This is a genomic window from Chitinophaga caseinilytica, assembly GCF_038396765.1.
Classification (GTDB): domain Bacteria; phylum Bacteroidota; class Bacteroidia; order Chitinophagales; family Chitinophagaceae; genus Chitinophaga; species Chitinophaga caseinilytica.
The window spans coordinates 3,254,947-3,279,592 of sequence record NZ_CP150096.1 but is presented as its reverse complement, the minus strand read 5'-3'; the positions used below and the strand labels follow the sequence as shown (position 1 = coordinate 3,279,592).

Genomic DNA, 24,646 nt, shown 5'->3' with positions numbered 1-24,646 from the left:
CACCTACGACCTCACCGCCGAATTCGGCGATAACTTCACCGAATACACGGAAATGAACAAGGAATCCGTGTTCGAGATCCAGTACGACGGCAGCTTCGGACAGGGCGCCTGGGGATCGGAAGGCCCCAACGACACACAGGGCTTCGTGATCCCGAACTTCGCAGGGCCCAGGGCACCGGCGGCTGGTTCAAATGGATGCCCACCGCCTCCATCGTTTCCAGCTTCGTGCAGGAACAAAGGCCCGCAGGCTCCGACACGCGTTTCGACAAACGTATGTACACCAGCTTCTTCTGGAAACATTCCGATTTCACTGACAACGTACCCGATGGTGCGTGGTTCGGGAATATGTCGTTCGACGAGATATGGGAAGCCTCCGCATCCAAACGCCTCCGCGGCCAGCCCGACTACCCGACGATCGACGGTAAGAAAGGGCGCTTCCTCATCAAGAAGTTCACCAACTACTACAAGAACGTCAAAGACGCCAACAGCCATTACAACCAGGCGAACCAGAACAACAACCTGCGCGTGATGCGCTTCGCGGAAGTGCTCCTGTTGCATGCGGAAGCCTGCGCCAAGACCAACAAACTCGGCGATGCCGCCGCAGACCTCACGCGCATCCGTAACCGCGCCGGGCTCGCCGCGAAAACCTGGGGCTCCGCAGACGCTATCATGGCCGAAGTGGTACACCAGAACGAACTGGAGTTCTTCTTCGAAGGGCACCGCTTCTTCGACCTGAAACGCTGGTACAATTATGCAGATATGAAGCAGATTTTGGTGGCCAACAAGAAACAGGGCGCCGAAAACTTCCAGCAGAAACACTACTACCTGCCCATTCCGCAGAATGAGCTGAACACGAACACAGCTATCCGGCAGCATCCTCTTTGGTAATATGTAAAATGTGAATCACCGGCCGGGAACGGGCATCGTTCCCGGCCTTTTATCCTCTCGCGTATATGAAAGTGAACAACCTGATGCAAAGGCTTACCCGGACCATTTTTCCCATCCTCCTCATCGCGTCGCTGATCTCCTGCCGCAAAAACCGTGGCAACGATTCGCCAGACCCCGCTATTCAAAAGACATTCGAACGCCTCGCCGACATCGGCAGCCTGCTCAACGGCTACTCCCTTTCCGGCGGCGTTTATACTTTCCGCTTCGAAACGGAAGAAATCCGCATTCCCGCGGAAGAGATCGCGCAGGTGCAGGACCAGCAAGACAAATGGAAAACACTGGTAACGCTTCGCGGCGGCAACGTGGTAACCGTGCCTACGAAAGGCGGCAACCTCGATTTTATGGTGGAAGGCGTGACGCTGAACCCCTCGGGCTGCAATCCCCTCGCCGCCCTGGCCGAGCTCCGGTTGCCCGCGGCGGGCCGCATCCGCGTAACGGTAGCGGGAAAAGAAGGCACTTCCGGCACCATTACCCACCTGCTGCAATCTACGCTCGTAAGGCAGGATGTGCCCATCCTCGGCCTCTACCCCAACTATAACAACACCATCACCCTCACCTATACCGATAAAGACGGGAAGGAACGCGGCGCCACGCAGCTCCGCATCCAGACGGCCCCCCTGCCCATGCAGGGCTTCGCCATTCCCCAAACCATCGTTGCCCAAACGGCCAAAATGGAACCCGGCCTGAACCTGGTGAACTATCCCGGGGAAAGCGAGATCGACGTTTCCGCGCCTTACATGGTAGACGCGGAAGGCGAGATCAGGTGGATATTGCTCCTGAAAAACTCCCCCGACTTCCAGCGGTTCGGCGCTTCCATCGGCCTGAAACGCACGAAAAAAGGGACTTTCATCTCCGGAGACGGGCAACTGCACCGGATCGTGGAGATGGATATGTTCGGAAAGCTCCTCCGCAAGTGGGACCTCGCCGCACTCGGCTATACCTTCCATCACGAAGTGGCGGAAGCCCAAAACGGGAACTTCCTCGTGACGGTAAGCAAATCTTCCGCCCGGCTCGCCAACGGCAAGCCGCGCATCAACGACTTCATCATAGAGCTAGACCCCGTCAACGGCACCATCGCCCATGAGTGGGACCTCGCTACGATGCTCGACTCTTCGCGCTATCCGAAGTTGCCCGACGGCTCCACGCCCGGCCCCTTCGCACAATCGCCCGGCAACTGGGCGCATAACAATTCCGTAGCCGAGCACCTCGGCAACCTGCTCATCACCTGCCGCTACCAGGGCGTTTTTTCCTATACGGCCGGCGGTACGCTGAAATGGATCCTTTCGCCGCATAAAAACTGGGGCGACAAATTCCAGCGGTTCCTGCTCAAACCGGTTGATGAAGCCGGGAACGCGGTTACGGACGTTGCCGTTGTGAATGGAGAGGCCGCGGCGCCGGGGTTCGACTGGGCCTGGGGCCCGCACACGCCCGTGAGCCTGCCCAACGGCAATATCCTCGTGTTCGACAATGGCTACGACCGCCAGTTTACCCCCAATTCGCAGACGCAGAATTACAGTCGCGCCGTAGAATACAAGATCGACGAAGCGAAAGGAACCGTGCAGCAGGTATGGTCTTACGGTAAAAACCGTGGTGCGGCCGCGTTTTCGCAGGCGCTTTCGGGCGTTCAGTATTTGAAGCAGACCGGGCACATCATGTTCTTCCCCGGTATGGGCGTACCTACCGGCAAAGGGTTCGGCGGCCGCGTGGTGGAAGTGGATCCCGCCACGAAAGAAGTGATTTTCGAGATGGAGATCACCGCGCCCAGCGGCACCGCCTTCCACAGAGTTACCCGTTTATCCCTCTACCCCGAAACCTATTAGACAACAGATTTTTGGACTTTTAACAATTGCAGAAGAAAGGAAAACACATGAAAGACCAGTTTCAGCAACGCTGGGAAACCCTCGTTCAGCGACAGGAGGCCCTGCTGGCCCAGCCTAACTCTCCCGCTTCGTACCACAACGGCGTCGTGCAGCGATACCGCAACCCGGTCATCACCCACGAACATATTCCGCTTAACTGGCGGTACGACCAGAACCCGCAGTCGAACCCGCACTGTATGGAACGCATCGGCGTCAATACCACCATGAACGCCGGCGCCATCAAATGGAACGGAAAATACCTCATGATGGTGCGCGTGGAAGGGGTAGACAGGAAATCCTTTTTTGCTATCGCGGAAAGCCCGAACGGTACCGACCAGTTCCGGTTCTGGCCGCGGCCCGTGGAATTGCCGGACACCGATCCCCACGAAACCAACGTGTACGACATCCGCCTCACGGCGCATGAAGACGGCTGGATCTACGGCGTGTTCTGCAGCGAGCGCCATCACCCCGATGCGGCGCCCGGCGATCTGTCTACCGCCATGGCCAGCGCAGGCATCGTACGGACGAAAGACTTCCAGGCCTGGGAGCGCCTGCCCAACCTGCGCTCAACCAGCCAGCAGCGCAACGTGGTGTTGCATCCTGAATTCGTAGATGGCTGCTATGCGTTCTATACCCGTCCGCAAGACGATTTCATCATGGCCGGGCGCGGCGGCGGCATCGGCTGGGCGCTGGTCAAAGACATTCTCCATCCTGTTGTGGAGCAGGAATCGATCATCAACAGAAGATTTTACCACACGATAAAAGAACTGAAGAACGGCGAAGGCCCCCATCCCATCAAGACTTCCAAAGGATGGCTGCACCTTGCCCACGGCGTGCGCGCCTGCGCGGCGGGGCTCCGGTACGTGCTGTACCTCTACCTCACGGCGCTCGACGAGCCTTCCCGCCAGATCGCGGAACCGGCGGGGTACCTCATGGCGCCGGAAGACATGGAGCGCGTAGGAGACGTATCCAACGTACTTTTCTCCAACGGCTGGATCTGCGACGACGACGGGACGGTGTACATCTACTACGCTTCCAGCGACACGCGGATGCATGTGGCCACCACCACCGTCGATAAACTGCTGGATTACTGCCTCCATACGCCGGAAGACGGCCTGCGGTCGGCTTCCTCCGTTCAGCGGATCAACGAGCTGATCGACCGGAACCTGGCATTCGAGCAGCAAAAGGAAAAGTCTTCCGCCAGTCCTAAATTCATCTAACTTTACCGCCTTTTACCACGTTACAAGGAACACCAGACAATGAAGATCGCATTAATCGACTTGATCATAATCGCCGTATATCTCGCCGCCATGGTGGTGATCGGCCTCATCGTGAAAAAACGGGCCGCCCGGAATCTCGATGGCTATTTCCTCGGCGGCAAAAAGCTGCCCTGGTATATGCTGGGCTTGTCCGACGCATCCGGGATGTTCGACATTTCGGGGACGATGTGGATGGTATACCTGGCGTTCGTATACGGCCTGAAAAGCTTGTGGGTGCCCTGGCTGTGGCCGGTATTCAACCAGATTTTCATGATGGTGTACCTCTCCATGTGGCTGCGGCGCAGCAATGCGCGGACCGGCGCCGAATGGATCCGGACGCGCTTCGGGTTCGGCAACGGCGCCGGGCTGGCGCACGGGGTGGTAGTTTGTTACGCGGTGATCGGCGTGGTAGGGTTCCTCTGCTACGGATTTATCGGTGTAGGCAAGTTCATCGAGGTTTTCCTGCCGTGGGACATTATTTCCAATTACGTTCCTTTTTACGTAGCCCCTGAGTACGTCCCTCACCTGTACGGGATTTTCTTTACCAGCATCGCCACCCTGTATGTGATCATGGGCGGGATGGAAGGGATCGTATGGGCCGATGCCGTGCAATTCACCATCATGACGATTTCCGGCATTACCATCGCCGTAACGGCCATCAACGCAGTGAGCCCGGAAGCTTTGGCGGCGAAAGTCCCGGCCGGATGGGATACACCTTTCTTTGGCTGGGAGCTGGGGCTGGACTGGAGTAACCACATCCCGGCGATCATGGACAAGATCAGCGGCGACCAGTACGGATTGTTCGCCATATTCGTGATGATGATGCTCTTCAAGGGGATATTCTTCAGCATGGCCGGGCCTGCGCCCAGCTACGACATGCAGAAGATCCTGGCGTGCCGCAACCCGCGCGAGGCTTCGCTCATGAGCGCATCGGTTTCCGTGTTCCTCCTGTTCCCGAGATACCTGATGATCATGGGGTTCACCGTGCTGGCGATCGTATTTTTCAGCGACGATTTCCGGCAGATGGGCAACGGCATCGACTTCGAGACCATCCTTCCCCGGGCGATCAGCCAGTTTTCGTATGCGGGATTGACGGGATTGCTGCTGGCCAGTTTGCTGGCGGCGTTCATTTCCACCTTTGCCTCCACCGTCAACGCCGCGCCGGCATACCTGATCAACGACATCTATCTGCGGTACATCAATCCCAAAGCGCCGGTGAAAACCCAGATCCGCGCCAGCTATATCATTTCGGCGGTAGTGGTGATCTTCAGCACCTGCGTGGGCTTTTACCTGCAAAATATCAATACCATCCTGCAATGGATCGTTTCCGCGCTGTATGGCGGCTATATCGCGGCGAACGTGCTCAAGTGGCATTGGTGGCGCTTTAACGGTTTCGGGTTCTTCTGGGGCATGGCGGCGGGGATCATCGCGGCGATGTTCGTACCCTTGCTATTCCCCAATACCCTGCCGTTGTATTATTTCCCCCTCATGCTCGTTGTATCGCTGGCAGGTTGCCTGATCGGCACATACAGTTCGCCGCCGGTGGATGAGGATACGCTCGTGGAGTTTTATGTGCGCGTGCGGCCCTGGGGCTTCTGGGGGCCGGTGGCGGCGAAGGCCATGGCGCGTTACCCCGGCCTGCAACCGAACAGGAACTTCCGGCGGGATATGGTGAACATCGGCGTGGGGATCGTTTGGCAATGCGCCCTTACCCTGCTGCCCATGTACATCGTGCTGCAACACAAATTGTCGCTCCTCAGTACCGTCCTCGTGCTGGGCATTACCACCCTGATCCTGAAAAAGAACTGGTACGACAAAATGAACAAAGAATCGATCGAATACGACCGGTTTATGGCTACCATCGGAAAAAGCACGCAGGAACAGGTGATGGAAAAATCGGTTGCGTAGAAAATTACTGCTGACATAAGGCTGTCAAAACCGCGGTTTAACTTTGTCTTGAAAAGACGAAGGGAAGCCGCGGTTGTACTTTTCAGGGAAGTTTTAAAATACCCTAAAATTGTCGCGTTTGCGCCCCTTCAATCTGATTTGCCGGGATTATTTTTGGAATCTGTAAAACCACTATATGCAATCAAACAAGAAAGGGGCGTTGGCCTTTATTTTCGTAACACTACTGATCGACGTGATGGGTTTCGGGCTGATCATCCCGGTAATGGCCGACCTGATCGCCGAGCTGAAGGGTATTCCGCTGAATGAGGCCAGTACCTATGGCGGGCTGCTGCTGTCCGTTTTCGCCATCATGCAATTCATCTGCGCGCCGCTGGTGGGCAACCTGAGCGACCGCTACGGCCGCCGGCCCATCCTGCTGATTTCGCTGCTGGGCTTTGGTATCGACTATATTATCCTGGCCATGGCACCAACATATGGCTGGCTGTTCGCGGGCCGAATCATCGCGGGGATTACCGGGGCGAGCTTTACCACAGCTTCGGCCTATATAGCTGATGTGAGCACAGACGAGACCTCCCGCGCCAAGAACTTCGGGATGATCGGGGCGGCCTTTGGCCTGGGTTTCGTGTTGGGGCCTGCGCTGGGCGGGCTGCTCGCCAAATTCGGTCTGCGCGCACCGTTCTACGCCGCGGCCGTGCTTTGCCTCATCAACTGCATCTACGGTTACTTCCTGCTGCCCGAATCGCTGGCGAAGGAAAACCGCCGGCCGTTCGACTGGAAGCGCGCCAACCCTTTCGGCTCCCTGAAATTCCTCACCCGCCACCCCGAGATCGCCGGGCTGTCGGTCGCTTTCTTCCTCATTTACCTGGGCAGCCAGGCGGTGCAGGGCAACTGGAACTTCTTTACCCAATACCGCTTCGGCTGGCATTCTGATATGGTAGGCTGGTCGCTGGCGCTCGTAGGCGTACTGGTGGGCGCCGTGCAGGGCGGGCTTACCCGGGTGATCGTCCCGAAAATCGGGAACGAAAGGAGTATTTATGTGGGATTGGGGCTGTATACGCTCGGAATGGTACTTTTCGCATTTGCCAACCAAAGCTGGATGATGTTTGCTTTTCTTGTGCCCTACTGTTTGGGCGGGATTTGCGGCCCTTCCCTGCAATCGGTTATCGCCGGGCACGTGCCGGCCAACCAGCAGGGTGAGCTCCAGGGAGGGCTTACCAGCCTGATGAGCCTCACCACCATCTTCGGGCCGTTGATCATGAACGGTACGTTCGCTTATTTCACTTCGGTGAAGGCGCCGTTCCATTTCCCGGGGATCCACTTTATTATCGGCGCCGTTTTCATGGGGCTGAGCATCGTGATCATCAAGCGGGTGTTCATGCGGGAGAAGTCGAATCCCTCCGTCGGGCATGTGCTCGAGCAAACACAGGCGGCTACGGAAATGCCTTTACACTAATTAAGGATACGAAATTGAATATGGGGCCCACCGGAACGGTGGGTCCTTTTTTATGCCACCGCCTCTTCCGGCAGGCTGCCCTTGCTTTCCAGCGCCATACCCGTCGCCAGCGGCAATACCATCAGGGAATTGAACAGCAGAAATATGTTGAAATTATCGGTGGCTGTATCCCTCAACATATAATGCGCCTGAAAAACCCAGAAAGCGATCATTTTGAAACCGGCAGTAGCCACAAACACCCACACCGGGTAGCGCATTGGCCTGCAAAAATGTAGCACCCCAACGACGAAGCCAGCGGTCATCAACGAAGAAAATAAATACAATCCCCAAAAACTCGTTCCCCCATGATTCAGTCCTCCCAAAATAAAAAATCCCGTGACAGCACAAATTCCCAGCGTTATCGGGATCAACGCGAGGCTAAACCAACTGAACGGCCGCATGCCTAATATCAGGCTTAGCGGGAAAACCAGGAAAAAAGCGAAATCAGCTTTGCCACCAAGCTCCAGAGAAGTGCTGCGGATGGCCAGAAACAATATCGTAGCCACCACGTAAATAACCATCGTGCGCGAAAAATCCTGCCAATTGAATGTGATTGATTTCATTATTGCTTTTTTCTGCATCAGTATACATCAAGCCGTTACTTCCTTCTTCCCCACTGCCATTCCCAACGCCAATGGAAGGATGATGAGGGTATGGAAGATCAGAAATACCGACGAATTGCCAATCATACCCAGGTCGAGCCGCTGCCGCTCTAAATAATCAATAATCACATAGGCCACTGCCATCCCCACTTCCGTACCCAGCATCGTCTGCCACCGGAAAGCCACCTTATGCCAGCGGTCTACCAGCAAGGTAAATACCGCCGCCGTCAACAGTGATGCCGCCACCGCATATACCCAACGCGCATCAGTTAGGCTGCTGACGATCCCCATCAATCCAAAAGAATTGAACAGAAACAAGGCTACCGCAACCGGGACCAATAGCAACGTCACCGGCCGGAATTTCCCCATCCCCCAAACCAGGCTTACCGGTAAAACGAGGAACAACGCCAGCAATACGAGCATTTCATTATAAATGGTGGAAAGCCGCAAAAGCACGCTCAGCGCAAGCACGACAAATGTGCCCACTACATAAACACCCAAAGTTCGCTGAAATACAGGCCGGTTGAAAGTGATAGATTTCATAGGTTAGAATTTAACATTGGCATTGTTCGCTAGTTATGCGAATTACATATTTTCCTGCTCCGCTCCTAACTTCTCTACCGCCATACCGAACGCCAGCGGAATGATCAGTACAGTCTGAAAAATGAGGAACATAGACATCCTCGCTTTAATATTAAATTCTTCTTCCAGCGCCGACTTACATACGCCGATCAACAAGTACCCGATCAGCAAACATCCCCCGGTCAGCACGATCGTCCATTTCCGGAAGGAAAGTTCGTCCCACCAATCGATCAACCATGTCATGGCAACGGAGACGAATGCAGCGTTCATGATAAAATATATCCATACCGGCGCATGCATCGCCAGCAAGGCCAGGCCCAAAACAAATGTAGCGATGAGGAAAATCAGGATCACGCCGGCAGGAATCATCACCAGCATCCCCGATCGAAAGTTGCGCATACCCACAACCAGCGAAAACCCCAGGATCAGCAAATATCCCAGCTCCAGGATGAAGCCCTCACCGGGTTCCCCGAATTCCTGGGTACGAATAGCGGCAACCGTCCACGCGATCGTGGCGGCCAGGTAAAAAAGGACCGTTCTGAAAAACAGGAAGGGTTTCAAGGTGAATTGCGGCATAGGCGAAGGGATTGGTTCCCTGAAATTACGCCAAGTCCTTCACATTTCCCATCATCACCCTTCCAACGCCCGGCGGAGGTAATTCACCTGGCCGAGATGATAGCTCAGGTGCGTAAGGATGTGGCTCAGGAACCAGGCGTACGTAACGTCCTGCTCCATGAATTTGCGGGGGAATGTGGCCGTGAGGGTCCCTTCGGGCTGGGCATTCAGCGTTTTCACCACCATTTCCCGGCAGGCGTCGAGGTCGCGGAGCATAGTTTCGCGGGGGATGTTCCTGTTGGCGAATTCGCCTTCGCGGTCGCGCACGAAACCCGTATTGCCCATGGTATTGCCCACAAAATGGTTCAGCGAACCGGTAAGGTGCAGGCAAAGCGTTCCGGCCGGGTTAATGATGGAGCCGATCGTTTTCCATACGTTTTCTTCGCTTTTGAAAGCAGCGATCTCTTCGTGGAGTTTCTTCAGATCGCGGTCGAGCAGTTTCGCCCAGGCCGACCATATTTCCTTTTCGGGGGATCCTTGTGTCATCGTCGTACAATTTTCATCAAATGTACCTTTTTAAACCATTCAGTCAAATTGTATTTATCGATATGGCCATCAAGAAAAAAAGCGGCCCCGGAACATCCGGGAGCCGCTTTCGTATAAGTGCGAGCATTTGCTATTTGGCGTTGGAACCACCGTCTATCACATATTGTGCGCCGGTGATGAACTGGCTGTCGTCTGACCCGAGGAACAGCACCAGTTTCGCGATTTCGATGGGCTCTGCATACCGGCCGAGGGGAATCCCCGCGGCGAAGCCTTTCTGCATTTCCGCCGCATTACCGGGCGCGTAGCTTTCTTCGATGGAGCGCATCATCCGGTTGTTGACCGGCGAGGGGTGGATGGAGTTCACGCGGATCTTTCGGGCCGCCGCTTCCAGCGCAGCGGTTTTCATGATGCCGAGGGTCGCGTGTTTGGAGGTAACATAGGCCACGAATTCGGGCGAACCGCCCAGGCCGGCCACGGAGGAGGTGATGATCATGCTGGCGCCGTCGTTCATCTGCGGGAGCACGTATTTGCATCCCAGGAACACGCCTTTCACGTTCACGGCCATCACTTTATCGAACACGTCTTCCGGGAACTCGGTGATGGGCGCCACGGCCCCTTCGATACCGGCGTTGTTGAAGAACACGTCGATCTTCCCGAATTTCTTCACCGCTTCTTCCGCGTATTTTTTTACGTCTTCAGACTTCGTCACGTCTGCCGACACATAAGCCGCGTTGGGGCCCAATTCTCCGGTGATCTTTTTCAGCGCTCCTTCATCCAGGTCTACCAGCACCACTTTGGCGCCTTCGTCGAGGAACAATTTTGCGGTCGTCTGTCCGATACTGCCTGCGCCGCCCGTGATCAGGGCAACCTTGTTTTCCAATCTTTTCATAATGCAATATTTTTTGAATGATACAATACGGGTTGATAGGCTTAACGGGATAAACGGGGCTTCGTTTGAAAGTATTTCAAAGTTACCGGTTTGCGGAAGCGGGAAACATGACAACTATCATTCAACGCGCTATTTAACGTTTTGTTCAGATAACTGAAAAATCGGGATACGACGGCCTGGCCGCCTTGCTGGAAGCGGATTATGGAGTAAAGTAGCGTTGGACAGGATTATTTTCCGCGGAGCTTTTTGAGCTGCTGCGCGGCGTTGCCGTTATTAGGATTGATGCGGAGGGATTTTTCGTAATTGATGATCGAAGACGGCTTGTCCCCGTTCTCCATGTAAGCTTCGCCAAGACTGTCCCACACGTTGGCCGATTCCGGATGATCGGTCGTATTCTGCGTGAAGACGGCGATCGCGTCTGCGGTTTTCTTTTCACGCAGCAAAGCGTAACCGAGCATGTTGAGCACGTTTTCCGGGAACTTTTCCTTCCGGCCGGCTACATATGCTTTCATCGCCTTTGCCGCGCCCTCATTGCGGATAGACAGCAGCAACGTTTCCGCCGCCGGATCGAACTTGTCATATTTCACCCATTTTACGATACCGCTTTGGTTACCGCCGGGCGCGATGGCGAGGATATCTGCAGCCGGAGAAAGCCCGTTGGCGCTGTTGGTGAAATATACGATGCCTTCCTGCCTGTCGATATCCACGACGAACAACGCCTTGCTGTCGCCCTGATCGCCCCAATGCCAGGCGTAGCGGCCGGTGGAAGTGCTGTCCAGCCCGATGCCCAGGCCCCAGGCCACATCCGGCGATTCCTTCGGATCGGGGAAACTTTGCCGGCGCATCATGTCGCGGAACAGCACAGGATCGAACTTTTTGCCGGAAAGCAATGCAGACAGGAAAAGCGCGTAGTCGGTTGCCGTTGTCCGGAGGCTATAGGCGGCGTTCACATTCGTATAGTCGGCAGGGTAAGCCGTTTCTCCCAGCCAGTTGTGCCGCGGGGCATACAGTTGCCGCGAAGCCGTATCGTAGACCATACTGCTGTGGATCATTTCCAGCGGCGTAAATACGCTGTCTTCCGCCAATTCTGCGTAAGATTTTCCGGTAATTTTCTCCATCGCTTTCGACAGCAATACAAACCCTTCGCCCGAATACTCAAACCGTTCGCCGGGCGCAAAAAGGAAAGTGAGTTTCTCCGAATCCCTCCAGTTGGGGAACCCGGCGGTATGGGTGAGCACCCGCCGTGCGGTAACGGCCGCAAACCGGGGATCGTCGCCCACGTCATCATTATTGCCGAGATAATCGCGGAGGGGTTTATCGGGATCGAGCTGGCGGCTGCCGGCCAGTTGCATGGCCATGTAAGCGGTGACCACTTTCGTGAGGGAAGCAGCTTCGAAGCGGGTGTTGGCCCGCACGGGCTCGCCGGTGGCTTTGCTGGCGACGCCGAAATGCCTGACCCAGGCCACCTGCCCTTTTTCGATGTATGCGATGGAAAGCCCGGGTATGCGATCCCGCACCATTAATGCGGGAATGCGTTCGGAAAGCCGTTCCGGGATGGACGATTGCGCGCCGGCGGCGAGCGAGGCTACAAGGAAGCAAAGGGTAACCAGGATGCGGGACATGGGAAAACCGTTAAGTTTCCCAATATCGGGAATTTCCGGGAAGAAAATCAGAGGGGGACGTTGGTGACGGTATACCCGGCTTTCCGCAGGAGCAGGACCAGACTTTCGGAACTGACCAGGTGATTGTGACCCACGGCGATGAACGCGGGGCCTTTTTCGATGAGGGCGGGGAGTTTTTGCATCCATTGCAGGTTCCTGTCGGCTCCATAGGCGCGCTCGAACTGCTGGGTTTGTTGGTAGGAGAAATAGTGCGGGATGCGGCGGCTGCGGTAAACGGTCATGGTATTGACCTGGAAAGCATCGTCTGCAGCGCCTGTGCTCCCGGATATGCGTCTTGCCAGCTGTGCGGCCTGCTGGCGGAGGTCTGCGCTGGCTTTGATCGACTTTGCCTGGTCGATGACATCTTCCAGCGGCACGACGTTTTTGCCTTGCGACCGGGCCCGGTCATACAGGAAATCGTCCATTCCCGGTTCGGTAGGGGTTGCGTTGCCGGAAGCGTCGTCCCCTTTCAGTTCGGTGATGAGGAAATTGACGGCTTGCGGGGTGAGTCGGGGAACACGGGCCATGAGGAGCGTGTCGTCGCCGGTGAGTTTGGAGCGGATGAAAGTGGTCAACGTTTGAAAATCGGCCGGGGACATATACCGTTGGAGGGAATCGTTAACCGGGAATTCGAGGATGGCGGCGTAATCGGCCGTTGCGGGAACCGGAAGCGCCTCGCGGATGAGGACTTTGGAGGCGTCGAAGGCGCGCCTGATGGCGGGGAACGAATCCACGAACGATCCACCCACCGCGTGGTGCGTGCCCAGGAGGTACGACGGCGCCGGGAGGCCTTTGCCGGTGATTTTCCATAACTGGGAATGAACGTCTGTGGTCTGGGAACGGCCGGCCAGGGTGCAAAGCAGGGCCAGCATAGTGAGGGCGACGGAACGGAGTAGCTGCATTTTCATTATCAAACAACAATTATTCCAAATATATAATATAAGTTATAACATATGAAAAATCCATTTTGCGGAATGGGGGATTCTCCTATCTTTACAATCGATTTAATTCCATGAACTGAAAAAACTGTACGACCACGTTTAAATGAACATGAGCATACGCCTAACATTCAAAACAATTTTCTAAAACCATATAGTAACAATGAAATCACCAGGCTGACAATGAGCATGCTGGTGACAGGAAAGTAAAACCGCACATTCTCCTTCTCTATCCGGATATCGCCGGGCAACCTGCCGAACCATCGCAGTTTGTCGGAGAAGAAATACAGAATTATTCCAAGGGCAACGATCAGCAGGCCGATCATGATGAGTTGTTTGCCAAGTTGCGGGTTCATTATCCAAATATAAGCAGCCAACCGTTGCTTATCACCTTGAATATGAACTTTCTGTTACCCTTGCGTTAATACATCGGATTACTATACACCTTATTTAATTTTACACCTCGAATAAAAATGCTTGCTGCATGAAACACATCCTCTCTCTTTTGCTTTGCCTTAGCTGTCTGGCCGTGCCCGGGCTCCGCGCCCAAACCACGCAGGCCTCGATTTTCGGGGTCGTATCGGACGAAAACAAACAACTCATCCCCGGCGCCTCGGTGATGGTAAAGAACAATTCAACCGGCTTTACCACCCGAACGGTGACCAACAACAAAGGGGAATACAACTTCCGTGAGCTGCCCCTCGGCGGCCCCTACTCCATCATCGTGACTTATGTCGGCTACGCCACGTACGACGCCGGCGGCAACTTCCTCAACCAGGGCGACGTGCTCCGCCAGAACATCGTCCTCAAATCCTCCACCGTCAACATCGGCGAAGTGAAAGTGGTCGGCAACGCCCTGCGCAACAAACGCGAGAATTTCGGCGCCGCCACTACCGTTACCGCCCGCGACATCCAGAAGCTGCCCGTGAACGGCAGGAACTTCACGTCGCTGGTAGACCTGTCGCCCCTCAGCCGCGGCAGCAACCTCTCCGGTCAGCTGGCCTCTTCCGTGAACTTCACCATCGACGGTACCTCGGCCCGTAACCCCACCTCAGGCGGCGGTTCCAACAGCCGCACCGGCGCGCCTTACATCATTTCCATGGAAGCGATCCGCGAGTTCAAGGTGGTAACGAACCAGTACGACGTCACCTACGGCCGCAGCGGCGGCGGTACCATCAGCACCGTAACCAAATCCGGCACCAACGAATTCACTGGTAGCGCGTTCATGTTCGGCCGTACCGACTGGGCTTCCAGCCGCTACGACATCCGCGGCGCCAAGCGTAACAGCGAATTCTCCACGTACCAGTACGGCTTCGCCATGGGCGGCCCTATCGTAAAGGATAAAGCGCACTTCTTCGTGACCTGGGATCACCAGGCAGACGCCCGCCCGCTCCTCATCGCCGAAATCAAAAGCCCGGAAGATGAAGTCCGCCTCAACATCACCCAAAACACCCTCGACCAGTTCCAGAACATCGCGCGGACCAAATACGGCGTCGCCAATTCCCCGCAGTTCGGCAACTTCGATAAAAAACGTGGGACAGACGCCATCTTCGCCCGTGTAGACTGGCAACTGAACGAGAAAAACCTCCTCACCATCCGCAACAACTACATCAACGACCGCAACTTCCAGGGGCGCGACGATAACACGACCATCAACATGTTCGAGTCTTACGGCGACGCCAACGTATACAACAACAGCTTCCTTGCCACCCTCCGTACGGTGCTCAACCCGAAAGTGACCAACGAACTGAAGCTCCAGCACCTGTATACTTTCGAGGAAAGCGTGCCCAACAAACAGCTGCCCCGCGAAAACATCCCGCGCGCCATCGTGGAAAACATTACTTCCACCGTGAACGGCAAAACCGTGAACACGAACATCCAGCTGGGCGGACAGCGCTATTCTCCCGAGCATTTCTACAACAACATCGTCCAGCTCGTGGATAACGTGTATTTCAGCACCGACAAGGCGAATTTCACTTTCGGTACAGACATCATGTACAGCCATCTCAACTCCCTTTACGGCAGTGAAATGAACGGCCGGTTTTATTATCGGGGGATGGACGCGTTCAATAACAACACGCCTTACCGTTATGCCCGTGAGGTAGCCATCGGCGGCAACCCTGCGCTGGACCAGAACGTCCTCAACGCCGGCCTGTACGCGCAAATGCAGACTAAGCTGGCGAAAGGCCTGGAAATGATCGCCGGTCTCCGTGCGGATTACACCACCTACATGAACAAGCCCAACTTCAACCAGACCGTTTCCACCGAACTGGGCCTGAACACGCAGAACGGGCTGAACTCCTTCATCCTCCAGCCGCGTATCCAGTTCAACTGGGACATCGCCGACAAGCATACCGATTACCTGCGTTTCGGCGCCGGTATCTTCGGGTCAGACATCAACAACTACGCGATGATCAACAACCAGCTGTTCGACGGCACGAAAGTGATTTCCATCGACGTAAACGATCCGGCGCTGCTGCCCGTTCCCGACTTCATCGGTTACCGCAAGAACCCGAACACCGCGCCGGGCGAAGCTTACATCGCAGAGAAAAACCTGCCCCGGACCGGCACTATCAACATGAACGGGAAAGACGCCCGCATCCCCGTGGTGTACAAAGCGAACATTTCCTATAACCACTTCTTCACCGACCGCCTCAAAGCCGGCATTACCTTCTTCACCACTATCGCCCGCCACAACTATATGTACGTGGACCGCAACATGGTAGACAATCCCTATTTCACCCTCGCCAACGAAGGCGGCCGCGGTGTTTACGTGCCCGCGTCCACCATTACCGACAAAGGGATCATGGACTGGCAAAAGGGCCGCAAGACCACCAACGTGGGCCGTGTACTGGAATTGAACAGCGGCGGAAAGGTGAACCAGTTCGCCGTGGTGCTCGACGCCACCTGGCGTTACTGGAAAGACGGTGAAATTACCGGCAGCTACACCTGGAACGATTCCAAAGACAATACCTCCTACAACGGCGACGTGGCCAATACCGCAACGCTCGGCCTCATGGTGAAAGACAACCCGCGCGACCTGAGCCACATGACGTATTCCGACAACCAGTTCCGCCACAAAGTAGTGTTCTATGGCACCCTGCCTTCCTGGAAAGGCTTCAGCGTAGGCGTTCGCTACTCCGGCCTTGGCGGTACCCGCTACTCGCTGGCGGTGAACGGCAACGTGAACGGCGACTTCGTAACGTCCAACGACCTGGCTTACATCTTCAACGTAAACGACCCGAACGTTTCGCAGGTATACAAAGACGGTATCAACGGCATCCTGAACAACGCCAACGCCAGCAACAGCCTGAAATCCTACATCCGTGAAAGCATGGGTAAGGTTGCAGAGCGCAATGGCGGCGAAAACGGCTTCTTCGGCATCTGGGACCTCCGTATCGCCAAGAAATTCAGCTTCGCGAAAAGGCATGGCATCGAATTGTCGGTAGACGGCTTCAATATCGCCAACATGCTGAACAAGGATTGGGGCACCAACAAATCCCTCGGCAAACAGAACATCTATACCACAACCGGCTTCGACAAAGCGAAGAACGAAATGGTATACCGCGTAGGCGCCAACACCGGCGTGGTAAGCCCCGGCGGCACGCCCTGGCAGGTGCAGTTCGGCGCCCGCTACAGCTTTTAGTCATTCCGAACAGAACAGCAATAACCCGGAGGGACCGCCGCATGGCGGTCCTTTTCTTTTACGGCAAACCGCAAGAATCGGGCTGGACGGCTGCCGCGGAAAACGTAAATTGCCCCATGATCGAGCACCTGCACATGGGAAGCACCGCCGCTGAAAGAAGCGCCCGGTTCCGGGAATTGTTCCGGAACGGGAAGATCGCCTTCGGCGGATACCGCAAAGGCCGGATTTACGGCACCTTGCACTGCGCCAGCGGCAAACGGATGCTGGACCGGAACCGGGTGTTTTTCGCCAGTGAAGAAGAAGCCCTGGCGCAGGGGTACCGCCCCTGCGGCCATTGCCTCCCCGCCAAATACAAACAATGGAAAGCATCGAACAACATATAAACCTCCTGCCAAAAGACGGCGACGTGCGCCTGTTCCCGCACTTCTTCCGACCGGAAGAAAGCGACCGGCTACTGCATGCGCTAACGGAAAACATCGCCTGGAAGCAGGAACCCATCGTTATCATGGGCCGCCAGGTCATGCAGCCGCGCCTCACGGCCTGGTACGGCAACGAAGGAAAGGCGTACACCTACTCCGGCGTCACCATGCAGCCGCTGCCTTGGACGGATGCGCTGCGGTTCATCAAATCGAAGATCGAGCCCGTGGCCGGCGTGGTTTTCAACAGCGCGCTGCTCAATTTTTACCGCAACGGCAACGACAGTATGGGCTGGCACCGCGATAACGAACGTTCCCTCGGCCCGCAGCCCGTCATCGGTTCCGTGAGCTTCGGCGCGGCGAGGTATTTCCAGCTTAAACACGCGAAAGAAAAAACCCTGCGCCAACAGGTGGTGCTGACGCACGGGAGCTTCCTGCTCATGCGCGGCCACACGCAGGAAAACTGGTACCATGGCGTCCCGAAAACGGCGCGGATCACGGAGCCGCGCATCAACATTACCTTTCGTATCATCGTATAGCAACCGGATTGCGCAAGAAGCGGGTTTCGGGGGAAGTGAAGCCGTGATAATTTTGTGGTATAAAATGGAGAAACATGGAAACGCAACAACAAATCGATTTTAACAGGATCGCTTCGGCCATCGCCTTCCTCCGGCAGCATTTCAAAGACCAGCCAGACCTGGAAGCCGCCGCAGGACATGTGCACCTCTCCCCTTTCCACTTCCAGCGGATGTTCCAGGATTGGGCCGGGGTAAGCCCGAAACAATTCCTGCAATACCTCAGTCTCGACCACGCCAAAGCCCGCCTCATCCAGGGAGATACACTGTCGGACGCGGCTTTCGAAACCGGCCTGTCCGGCACCAGCCGCCTGCACGATCTCTTCGTCAAAATAGAAGGCATGACGCCCGGTGAATTCCGGAATGGCGGCGCGGGTTTGCAGATCAACTATAGCTTCGCGGAAAGTCCGTTCGGCCCGCTGATCGTAGCCTCCACCGAAAAGGGCGTTTGCCACATGGCTTTTGCCGATGCAGGCGAAGCCGAAGCCCTGCGCGATTTGCAGGAAAAATTCCCCAATGCCGCGTACCGCCAGTTCGTGGACGTGAACCAGCAAAACGCGTTGTTTATTTTCGGGCAGGACTGGAAAAAGCTCCCCGAGATCAAGCTGCACCTGAAAGGTTCGCCTTTCCAGGTCCGCGTTTGGGAAACCTTGCTGAACGTACCGATGGGCGGGCTGGTCACTTATTCGGGACTGGCGGAACAGGCGGGCCATGCCGGCGCGTCGAGAGCCGTGGGTACCGCCGTGGCGGCCAATCCCGTAGCCTTCCTCATCCCCTGCCACCGCGTGATCCGCGCTTCCGGAGACGTGGGCCAGTATCACTGGGGCAGCAACCGCAAATCCGCCATGATCGGCTGGGAAGCGGCGAAAGTCTCCTGAATTCCTTCCTTACATTAAACCAGTATCATGCATCCAACCGCAAACGCCCTCCTGCAGAGGGACTGGCCGCTCATTGCCCGGCAGCTCCAGGAAAACGGGTATGTCATCATCCCGCAGGCGCTCACCCAACAAGACGCACAAACCCTCTCCTCCGCCTACCACGAATCTACTTTTTACCGGAAAACCATTGTGATGGCCCGTTACCGCTTCGGGCTGGGCGAATACAAGTACTTCCGGTACCCGTTGCCACCGTTGCTGCAGTCGCTGCGGGAAACGTTGTACGCCCAGATCGCGCCGGTGGCGAATAAATGGATGGAACAGTTGGAAACGGGGATTTCGTATCCCGGCGAACATGCGGCCTTCCTGGAACGCTGCCGCGCCAATGGCCAGGAGCTTCCGGCCGTGCTGATCCTTCAATACGAAACAGGTGGTTTTAATACCCTGCACCAGGATTTGTATGGCGATGTATACTTCCCCATCCAGGCCGTCCTTTTCCTCGACGAAGCCGGGAAAGACTACACCGGCGGGGAATTCGTGCTCACGGAGCAGGTGCCCCGCGCGCAATCGAAAGCCATCGTGCTGCAACCCGGCAAAGGCGATATTCTTTTATTCACGACGCAGTTCAGGCCGTTGAAAGGAAGCCGCGGGTTCTACCGCGCGCATATGAAACACGGCGTGAGCGCGCTCCGCTCGGGGCACCGGCATACGCTGGGGATTATCTTCCACGATGCGGCTACGTGATGGGATACGAACGACTGTCCATTTGAAATGGACAGCCGTTTCTGGTTATGGGAAACGCTACTGCCGATAACCGGTTATGGGCTTGTAATAAAGCCATAACAGATATGCATATCCTGATATCAGCTTTTGACCGCGAGGCTCCTCCACAAATAGGCCACCATATAGCTTTCCCAGCCTTTGAACTTGCGGTAGAGTTTTTCCATGGCGGCCTGATCGGATTTACTGGAAATGAGTTGATGGGATAACAGCGCATTGAGCAGTCCCGCATCGCCATGCGGAATGCAGGTAGCATCGCGCAGGCTTTTCATGAGCGCGTAGTTGGCAGACCAGATGCCGATGCCGCGCAGGTCTGTCAGCGCCCTGCGGCGCGCCTCCAGGCCCGGGAGCGCCAGCAGCGCGGCTTTGCTCACATGGCCTTCGGCGAATTGTTTGGCCACGCCGATGATGTATTCCGATTTCCGGCCGGTGAATTGCATAGCACGCAGCTCCGCCGGATCGGCCTGTGCCATCACGGAAGGCGCCGGGAACAGGTGATACGCCGTTCCCCCGAAATCGTAACTTTCGCCCCAACGCTCCACCATCCTGCGTTTCAGCCGGTAGGCAAAGGGAAGGTTGATCTGCTGGCCGATGATGCTCCAGGCCAACGCCTCGAAAAGATCGGGAATACCGATCAGGCGAAGGCCCTTGAACGCCTCGGGCATATACGCCATCGCAGGGATACGGGCGAGCTTGTCGTAAAAGGGAAGAATATCCTGCTGCGGCGCGAGCCATTCATGGACGTACGCCCGCAAGGTGGCTTCCGTCCCCGGGTTAACATCGCCTTCCAGCAACTCGGCCATGATGCCTTCCGGATGCGCGCGGAAGTCCACCAGCACGGGGTTTCCCGGCAAAGGCACGAGTTTCCTGACGCGGGCGGGCAGGATGGTATGCATACATTCGTCGAACCCCCGGTCCAAAAACCAAAGGCATTCGTCGAAACTGAAAGGATCGGAAGCGGGAATGATGAAAGTTCGGGCAGACATGGCCGCAAAGTTAACGCAGCCGGTTGGTTCAGCCACCCGAAACTTGCGGAAATCGCTCCACCCTGCCGTTATCTCCCATGAGCACCAGCGCCGCCATTCCCGCGAAAATCCCGTGCTCCACCACCCCCGTAATGGCTTTCAACTGCGCGCCCAATGCCGCGGGATCGTTTATCAGCCCGAAATCCGCATCTATCACGGCATTGCCTTCGTCCGTCAATACCCCGTGGCGAACGCTGCTGCTGGCGCCCATGGCGGCCAACCGGTCTTGCACATAGCGCACGGCGAAAGGGATCGTTTCTACCGGCACGCGGAATTTGCCCAGTTGCGCCACCCGTTTCGAAGCGTCTGTCATGATCACCAGCTGGCGCGACCGCACCGCCACGATTTTCTCGTGCAGCAACGCCGCCCCGCCGCCTTTGATGAGATCGAGGGATGGCGTAAACTCATCGGCCCCGTCGAGCGTGATATCGATATACGGCACATCGTTGATATCCACCAGCGGAATACCGAGCGACCGGGCCAGTTCGGCGGTTTGCCAGGAAGTGGGCACCCCTTTGATCTCCAATCGTTGCTCCGCAATGGCATGCAGCGCGAACCTGGCGGTGGAACCTGTCCCCAAACCGACCGTCATACCGTTTCGGAGCATCGAAACCGCCATTTCAGCGGCGAGTTTCTTATCGTTATCCTGTTGAGAAGTCATTCCGGAATTTACGTCATTTCCCGGTTTGCGGGATTTCGTAGATTGCTGTAGTTTGATCAACCACCCTATATGCAACATACCTATCTGACTGCTTTTGTATTCGTTTTTATGTCGTTGAGAGCCACCGCACAGGACGCATCTTCCGTTATCCGGGCCGAACGGAGCTTCGCCGCGCATGCGGTACAACATGGCGTAAAATCGGCTTTTCTCGCTTTCACCGACAGCACCGCCATCGCCATGGACGGCGGTCAGTACGAGAATGCCCTTGAACAATGGCGCCAGCGGCCGGAAAGCGACATCCAGCTCATTTGGGGGCCGCAATTCGCCGGCGCCTCGGGCGATGGTGCTTCCGGGTTTACGACCGGGCCGTACTACATGAAACTTCCCGGGGCGGACACGCTGCTCCTCGCCGGGCAATACACCACTTTCTGGGTGCGCCGCCCTTCCGGCGACTGGAAATACCTCATCGATTTCGGGACCCGGTTTCCCAAAAGGTTGTATGCCGATCCGTCCCCCAACCCCATCACCGCCTCCCTCACGCCCGATCCGCAAGCCACCGCCCGATCGGCTGAAGACGCCTTCCTGCAACGATACCAGGCATCCGGCAAAGCGGCTTACGACGATGTGCTCAACGAGCATTCCTGGCTGAACCTCGACCGCCACGTACCTGTATCAAAACCGGACAGTTTCCGTGAACTGATCCAGCGGATGCCGCTGGCCCCGGAGTTCCGTCCTGTGGGATCGTTCCTTTCCGCTGCCAAAGACCTTGCTTTGGTGTACGGGGACGCGGTGTACGAAGGCCGGAAGGCGCATTACCTCCGCATCTGGGGGCATACGCCGGCGGGATGGAAGATCCTCGTGCAGGTGATGCACTAAGGCCGCGGGCAAACTACATGAAGAACTGCTCCGAAACGATCTTCCCGTCTTTCACCTGGTACACGCACAGCTCTTCGAAATTGGCGCGGGGACGGCCTTTCATGGTCACGTCCATCCCCATGACCATGGCAATAACATCGCCGGTGGTAATGGTATCGCGGATGGTGAGCGCATGCATCGTATCCACCATGTTGCCGAATTTTTCCCCTTTCTGTTGGATATTGGCTTTGCCGCGCGTTTCCTTCTGGAAATCAGGCGTTTCAACCGGCTCGATGCTCAGGGCGTCGTCGGCAAACAGTTCGTCCACGGCCGTGTGGAAATCTCCCGCGCGACAGAGCGTTTCGAGGCGGGAGGCGATTTGGGCGGTAGTCATATGGAATAGTTTTATGAAAGCACAACAAACGGCAGGCCGGTTTCGTTTCAGCCGTAATTTCAGCCGTACCATCCTGCATTTCGCGGAAAAGATCCAACACTTCAGCCGGCAAAAATCCACCAAACGCAATACTGCTTTAGGTTTCAACAACGTGTTCGGATGACCTCCCGGCCGGGAATCTCTCCTGAATTTGGCGTAACTTCCCGCCAACTTGGACGGTTATGAGTAAGTCTTTTATGGGAAAAATAGCAGCAGCACTGAAAAAGAGCGCATTCAGCAATATCACCTGGGGCGAAATGGCGGGCTATTGCCTGTTGTTCGTGTTGCAGGATTTCGTCCTGTATATTCCGGAAGTGTTGCTGGGCCGGGTAGACGCTGTTTACCTGCGGATGATCTGTTGGGATTCGGTGATCCTGCTGATCGTGAGCGTGCCTTGCTGGTACCTGGTTTTCCGGAAGTTCCGCGACCGTCCGCTCCGCTTCCGGTTCCGGCTCCATTTGATGCTCATCCCTCTTTTCTGGGGCGCCTGGCTGGGAGGGACGCAGCTCTATAATTTCATGGTGGGCCAGCCGCCCATGCAGGGTATCTACATTCTGCGGTCGGTTTTCCCCGTTATCGTATATTATCTGCAGTGCTTCAGCCTGCTGCACGTATATAATTTTTTCCTGGAGCGGGAAGCGCAGCTGAAAAAGGAAAAGGAACTGGCCGACGCGGCGTTCCGCAGCGAGATCAACGCCCTCAAAGCGCAGATCCAGCCGCATTTCCTCTTCAACACGCTCAATTCCATCAGCGCCAGCGTGCCCATCGAGCAGGAACCTACCCGCGAACTGATCGCACGGCTGGCGGATACATTCCGGTATTCGTTATATTGTACGGAACATGAATGGGTACCGCTGAAGGAGGAGATCCGCTACGTCCGCACCATGCTGGAACTGGAGCACAGCCGTTTCCGGGAAAGACTGGAATTCAGCATCAGTCCGCTGAACGGCTCCGAAAACGTCATGATCCCCGCCATGCTGCTGCAACCGGTAGTGGAGAACGCCATCCGGCACGGGATCGCGCCGAGCATCCATGGCGGGAAGATCCATATCGACATCGCCCGGGAATCCGACAAACTGCGGATCGAGATCAGCGACACCGGCGTAGGCTACAGCGGAGAACTGTCGGAAATCGGGAGAAGCACCGGCGTGGGCCTGCGCAACATCCGGCAAAGACTGGAGCTCCTGTTTTCCGAAAGCCTGCTCATCCATCGCAACCAGCCATCTGGCCTCCGTTTCATATTTTATACACATACCAATCGACCCTCATGAGCCGCAAAACCGCCCTGATCATAGACGACGAAGAAGCATCCCGATTCCTCATCCGCCAGTACCTCGCGGATTTCCCGGACATCGCAGTGGCCGGCGAATGCCGCAATGGACTGGAGGCCGTGCGCGATATCAACGCCCTGAAGCCCGACCTCATTTTCCTCGACATCCAGATGCCGGCCATGAACGGCTTCCGGGTGCTGGAAGAGATCACCCATATCCCGCTCATCATTTTCACGACGGCCTACGACCAGTTCGCGTTGCAGGCGTTCGAGATGAATGCGCTCGACTATCTCCTCAAGCCCTACACCCGCGAGCGTTTCAGCAAAGCGATGGAGCGCATCCACCGGGCAGATCATGCCCAGAACCTCCACTTCCTCGCAGAAGCGCAAACGGTCAATTTCCCCAAACGCATCCTCGTTGAAAAAGGCAACCGGCTCAAAAGCATCGCCATTGACGAGATCATCTATCTCAAAGCGGAGAAAGACTACACGCAAATCCACACCCACGACCAATCTTACCTCAGTTCCCAGGGTATCGGCATCATCGAAAAGCGCCTCGATCCCGAGAAGTTCATCCGCATCCACCGCTCCCACATCGTCAACATCCTCCACATCCGCGAAGTGTACCGCGATATCAGCAAGATGTTCCTCGTCATGGAAAACGGGACGGAGCTCAGCATCGGCCGCAATTACGTGGATAATCTGAAAAAGCTCATTTACTAGGGAACGGTTCGTCGGGAGATGACGCTGTTCGTCGCCCTGCCACGCCGTTCGTCGACTTGCGCGGGAAGCTACGCCGGGTGGCCATACCTTTCGGCAAAATCAATCCCATGCACAGTTTCAGGTACTGGCTCCGGCAGTTGTACGCTTT

The 24,646-nt window shown here is 56.1% G+C and carries 25 protein-coding genes; 14 read left to right on the top strand and 11 right to left on the bottom strand.

Annotated features, from left to right (window positions below; all coding sequences use genetic code 11):
• Positions 1–195: 195 nt before the first annotated feature.
• The 5 genes from WJU22_RS13530 to WJU22_RS13510 all read left to right on the top strand — a co-directional run bounded on the left by WJU22_RS13530 (position 196) and on the right by WJU22_RS13510 (position 7,427).
• Positions 196–888 carry a RagB/SusD family nutrient uptake outer membrane protein gene (locus WJU22_RS13530; RefSeq protein ID WP_341838714.1) on the top strand — a complete coding sequence of 231 codons (693 nt, stop codon included), beginning with the start codon at positions 196–198 and terminating at the stop codon, positions 886–888.
• A 65-nt stretch (positions 889–953) separates the two neighbouring features.
• Positions 954–2,768, top strand: a complete 1,815-nt coding sequence (locus tag WJU22_RS13525) for an aryl-sulfate sulfotransferase (RefSeq protein WP_341838713.1) — start codon at positions 954–956, stop codon at positions 2,766–2,768.
• A 47-nt stretch (positions 2,769–2,815) separates the two neighbouring features.
• Positions 2,816–4,027 (top strand): glycosidase, encoded by a 1,212-nt coding sequence (locus tag WJU22_RS13520; protein ID WP_341838712.1) that lies wholly within the window; start codon positions 2,816–2,818, stop codon positions 4,025–4,027.
• A gap of 39 nt (positions 4,028–4,066) precedes the next feature.
• Positions 4,067–5,974, top strand: coding sequence for a sodium:solute symporter family protein (locus WJU22_RS13515; RefSeq protein ID WP_341838711.1), 1,908 nt, complete (start codon positions 4,067–4,069; stop codon positions 5,972–5,974).
• Between the two features lie 175 nt (positions 5,975–6,149).
• Entirely contained in the window at positions 6,150–7,427 is a 1,278-nt protein-coding gene (locus WJU22_RS13510; protein WP_341838710.1) for a TCR/Tet family MFS transporter, read from the top strand.
• A 50-nt stretch (positions 7,428–7,477) separates the two neighbouring features.
• Here WJU22_RS13510 and WJU22_RS13505 read toward each other — a convergent pair whose 3' ends face one another.
• The 8 genes from WJU22_RS13505 to WJU22_RS13470 form a co-directional block, all read right to left on the bottom strand.
• Positions 7,478–8,029 (bottom strand): hypothetical protein, encoded by a 552-nt coding sequence (locus WJU22_RS13505; protein WP_341838709.1) that lies wholly within the window; start codon positions 8,027–8,029, stop codon positions 7,478–7,480.
• 27 nt (positions 8,030–8,056) lie between these two features.
• Positions 8,057–8,611 (bottom strand): hypothetical protein, encoded by a 555-nt coding sequence (locus tag WJU22_RS13500; protein WP_341838708.1) that lies wholly within the window; start codon positions 8,609–8,611, stop codon positions 8,057–8,059.
• Between the two features lie 42 nt (positions 8,612–8,653).
• Positions 8,654–9,226: a hypothetical protein gene (locus WJU22_RS13495; RefSeq protein WP_341838707.1), complete on the bottom strand. Its 573-nt coding sequence runs from the start codon at positions 9,224–9,226 to the stop codon at positions 8,654–8,656.
• Between the two features lie 54 nt (positions 9,227–9,280).
• Positions 9,281–9,751 (bottom strand): DinB family protein, encoded by a 471-nt coding sequence (locus WJU22_RS13490; protein WP_341838706.1) that lies wholly within the window; start codon positions 9,749–9,751, stop codon positions 9,281–9,283.
• A gap of 130 nt (positions 9,752–9,881) precedes the next feature.
• Positions 9,882–10,640, bottom strand: a complete 759-nt coding sequence (locus WJU22_RS13485) for an SDR family oxidoreductase (RefSeq protein ID WP_341838705.1) — start codon at positions 10,638–10,640, stop codon at positions 9,882–9,884.
• Positions 10,641–10,867: 227 nt separating this feature from the next.
• On the bottom strand, positions 10,868–12,262 hold the full coding sequence (locus tag WJU22_RS13480; RefSeq protein WP_341838704.1) for a serine hydrolase: 1,395 nt from the start codon (positions 12,260–12,262) through the stop codon (positions 10,868–10,870).
• A gap of 47 nt (positions 12,263–12,309) precedes the next feature.
• Positions 12,310–13,209, bottom strand: a complete 900-nt coding sequence (locus tag WJU22_RS13475; protein WP_341838703.1) for a TraB/GumN family protein — start codon at positions 13,207–13,209, stop codon at positions 12,310–12,312.
• A 161-nt stretch (positions 13,210–13,370) separates the two neighbouring features.
• Positions 13,371–13,595, bottom strand: a complete 225-nt coding sequence (locus WJU22_RS13470) for a DUF2905 domain-containing protein (RefSeq protein WP_341838702.1) — start codon at positions 13,593–13,595, stop codon at positions 13,371–13,373.
• Positions 13,596–13,723: 128 nt separating this feature from the next.
• Between WJU22_RS13470 and WJU22_RS13465 the strand changes: the two genes are divergently transcribed.
• The 5 genes from WJU22_RS13465 (at position 13,724) to WJU22_RS13445 (ending at position 19,495) form a co-directional block, all read left to right on the top strand.
• On the top strand, positions 13,724–16,885 hold the full coding sequence (locus tag WJU22_RS13465) for a TonB-dependent receptor (RefSeq protein WP_341838701.1): 3,162 nt from the start codon (positions 13,724–13,726) through the stop codon (positions 16,883–16,885).
• Positions 16,886–16,926: 41 nt separating this feature from the next.
• Positions 16,927–17,268: an Ada metal-binding domain-containing protein gene (locus WJU22_RS13460; protein WP_341838700.1), complete on the top strand. Its 342-nt coding sequence runs from the start codon at positions 16,927–16,929 to the stop codon at positions 17,266–17,268.
• Positions 17,244–17,840: an alpha-ketoglutarate-dependent dioxygenase AlkB gene (locus tag WJU22_RS13455; protein WP_341838699.1), complete on the top strand. Its 597-nt coding sequence runs from the start codon at positions 17,244–17,246 to the stop codon at positions 17,838–17,840. Before WJU22_RS13460 ends, WJU22_RS13455 begins: the two co-directional genes overlap by 25 nt.
• A 74-nt stretch (positions 17,841–17,914) precedes the next feature.
• Positions 17,915–18,754, top strand: coding sequence for a methylated-DNA--[protein]-cysteine S-methyltransferase (locus tag WJU22_RS13450; RefSeq protein WP_341838698.1), 840 nt, complete (start codon positions 17,915–17,917; stop codon positions 18,752–18,754).
• Between the two features lie 27 nt (positions 18,755–18,781).
• On the top strand, positions 18,782–19,495 hold the full coding sequence (locus WJU22_RS13445; protein ID WP_341838697.1) for a 2OG-Fe(II) oxygenase: 714 nt from the start codon (positions 18,782–18,784) through the stop codon (positions 19,493–19,495).
• Positions 19,496–19,614: 119 nt separating this feature from the next.
• Here WJU22_RS13445 and WJU22_RS13440 read toward each other — a convergent pair whose 3' ends face one another.
• Entirely contained in the window at positions 19,615–20,517 is a 903-nt protein-coding gene (locus WJU22_RS13440) for a hypothetical protein (RefSeq protein ID WP_341838696.1), read from the bottom strand.
• 28 nt (positions 20,518–20,545) lie between these two features.
• Positions 20,546–21,217, bottom strand: a complete 672-nt coding sequence (rpiA, locus tag WJU22_RS13435; protein ID WP_341843747.1) for a ribose-5-phosphate isomerase RpiA — start codon at positions 21,215–21,217, stop codon at positions 20,546–20,548.
• Between the two features lie 69 nt (positions 21,218–21,286).
• On the opposite strand from rpiA, the gene WJU22_RS13430 reads away from it, so the two are divergent.
• Complete coding sequence (locus WJU22_RS13430; protein ID WP_341843746.1) at positions 21,287–22,093, top strand: hypothetical protein; 807 nt, start codon at positions 21,287–21,289, stop codon at positions 22,091–22,093.
• 13 nt (positions 22,094–22,106) lie between these two features.
• Here the strand turns inward: WJU22_RS13430 and WJU22_RS13425 are convergent, their stop codons facing one another.
• Entirely contained in the window at positions 22,107–22,466 is a 360-nt protein-coding gene (locus tag WJU22_RS13425; protein WP_341843745.1) for a nuclear transport factor 2 family protein, read from the bottom strand.
• A 13-nt stretch (positions 22,467–22,479) separates the two neighbouring features.
• On the opposite strand from WJU22_RS13425, the gene WJU22_RS13420 reads away from it, so the two are divergent.
• The 3 genes from WJU22_RS13420 to WJU22_RS13410 are packed head-to-tail and all read left to right on the top strand — an operon-like array spanning position 22,480 to position 24,498.
• Complete coding sequence (locus WJU22_RS13420; RefSeq protein WP_341843744.1) at positions 22,480–22,629, top strand: hypothetical protein; 150 nt, start codon at positions 22,480–22,482, stop codon at positions 22,627–22,629.
• 58 nt (positions 22,630–22,687) lie between these two features.
• Positions 22,688–23,776 carry a sensor histidine kinase gene (locus tag WJU22_RS13415; RefSeq protein WP_341843743.1) on the top strand — a complete coding sequence of 363 codons (1,089 nt, stop codon included), beginning with the start codon at positions 22,688–22,690 and terminating at the stop codon, positions 23,774–23,776.
• Positions 23,773–24,498, top strand: coding sequence for a LytTR family DNA-binding domain-containing protein (locus WJU22_RS13410; RefSeq protein ID WP_341843742.1), 726 nt, complete (start codon positions 23,773–23,775; stop codon positions 24,496–24,498). Before WJU22_RS13415 ends, WJU22_RS13410 begins: the two co-directional genes overlap by 4 nt.
• The last annotated feature ends 148 nt before the right edge of the window (positions 24,499–24,646 follow it).

Excerpts from the sequence above, each read along its gene's own strand:
- WJU22_RS13450 (WP_341838698.1), top strand. The coding sequence starts at position 17,915 with ATGGAAACGCAACAACAAATCGATTTTAACAGGATCGCTTCGGCCATC.
- WJU22_RS13465 (WP_341838701.1), top strand. The coding sequence starts at position 13,724 with ATGAAACACATCCTCTCTCTTTTGCTTTGCCTTAGCTGTCTGGCCGTG.
- WJU22_RS13445 (WP_341838697.1), top strand. The coding sequence starts at position 18,782 with ATGCATCCAACCGCAAACGCCCTCCTGCAGAGGGACTGGCCGCTCATT.
- WJU22_RS13490 (WP_341838706.1), bottom strand. The coding sequence starts at position 9,751 with ATGACACAAGGATCCCCCGAAAAGGAAATATGGTCGGCCTGGGCGAAA.
- WJU22_RS13430 (WP_341843746.1), top strand. The coding sequence starts at position 21,287 with ATGCAACATACCTATCTGACTGCTTTTGTATTCGTTTTTATGTCGTTG.
- WJU22_RS13415 (WP_341843743.1), top strand. The coding sequence starts at position 22,688 with ATGAGTAAGTCTTTTATGGGAAAAATAGCAGCAGCACTGAAAAAGAGC.
- WJU22_RS13530 (WP_341838714.1), top strand. The coding sequence starts at position 196 with ATGCCCACCGCCTCCATCGTTTCCAGCTTCGTGCAGGAACAAAGGCCC.
- WJU22_RS13480 (WP_341838704.1), bottom strand. The coding sequence starts at position 12,262 with ATGTCCCGCATCCTGGTTACCCTTTGCTTCCTTGTAGCCTCGCTCGCC.
- WJU22_RS13500 (WP_341838708.1), bottom strand. The coding sequence starts at position 8,611 with ATGAAATCTATCACTTTCAACCGGCCTGTATTTCAGCGAACTTTGGGT.
- WJU22_RS13510 (WP_341838710.1), top strand. The coding sequence starts at position 6,150 with ATGCAATCAAACAAGAAAGGGGCGTTGGCCTTTATTTTCGTAACACTA.
- WJU22_RS13410 (WP_341843742.1), top strand. The coding sequence starts at position 23,773 with ATGAGCCGCAAAACCGCCCTGATCATAGACGACGAAGAAGCATCCCGA.
- WJU22_RS13425 (WP_341843745.1), bottom strand. The coding sequence starts at position 22,466 with ATGACTACCGCCCAAATCGCCTCCCGCCTCGAAACGCTCTGTCGCGCG.
- WJU22_RS13455 (WP_341838699.1), top strand. The coding sequence starts at position 17,244 with ATGGAAAGCATCGAACAACATATAAACCTCCTGCCAAAAGACGGCGAC.
- WJU22_RS13485 (WP_341838705.1), bottom strand. The coding sequence starts at position 10,640 with ATGAAAAGATTGGAAAACAAGGTTGCCCTGATCACGGGCGGCGCAGGC.
- WJU22_RS13460 (WP_341838700.1), top strand. The coding sequence starts at position 16,927 with ATGGCGGTCCTTTTCTTTTACGGCAAACCGCAAGAATCGGGCTGGACG.
- WJU22_RS13470 (WP_341838702.1), bottom strand. The coding sequence starts at position 13,595 with ATGAACCCGCAACTTGGCAAACAACTCATCATGATCGGCCTGCTGATC.
- WJU22_RS13495 (WP_341838707.1), bottom strand. The coding sequence starts at position 9,226 with ATGCCGCAATTCACCTTGAAACCCTTCCTGTTTTTCAGAACGGTCCTT.
- WJU22_RS13505 (WP_341838709.1), bottom strand. The coding sequence starts at position 8,029 with ATGAAATCAATCACATTCAATTGGCAGGATTTTTCGCGCACGATGGTT.
- WJU22_RS13440 (WP_341838696.1), bottom strand. The coding sequence starts at position 20,517 with ATGTCTGCCCGAACTTTCATCATTCCCGCTTCCGATCCTTTCAGTTTC.
- WJU22_RS13420 (WP_341843744.1), top strand. The coding sequence starts at position 22,480 with ATGAAAGCACAACAAACGGCAGGCCGGTTTCGTTTCAGCCGTAATTTC.
- WJU22_RS13520 (WP_341838712.1), top strand. The coding sequence starts at position 2,816 with ATGAAAGACCAGTTTCAGCAACGCTGGGAAACCCTCGTTCAGCGACAG.
- WJU22_RS13515 (WP_341838711.1), top strand. The coding sequence starts at position 4,067 with ATGAAGATCGCATTAATCGACTTGATCATAATCGCCGTATATCTCGCC.
- WJU22_RS13525 (WP_341838713.1), top strand. The coding sequence starts at position 954 with ATGAAAGTGAACAACCTGATGCAAAGGCTTACCCGGACCATTTTTCCC.
- WJU22_RS13475 (WP_341838703.1), bottom strand. The coding sequence starts at position 13,209 with ATGAAAATGCAGCTACTCCGTTCCGTCGCCCTCACTATGCTGGCCCTG.
- rpiA (WP_341843747.1), bottom strand. The coding sequence starts at position 21,217 with ATGACTTCTCAACAGGATAACGATAAGAAACTCGCCGCTGAAATGGCG.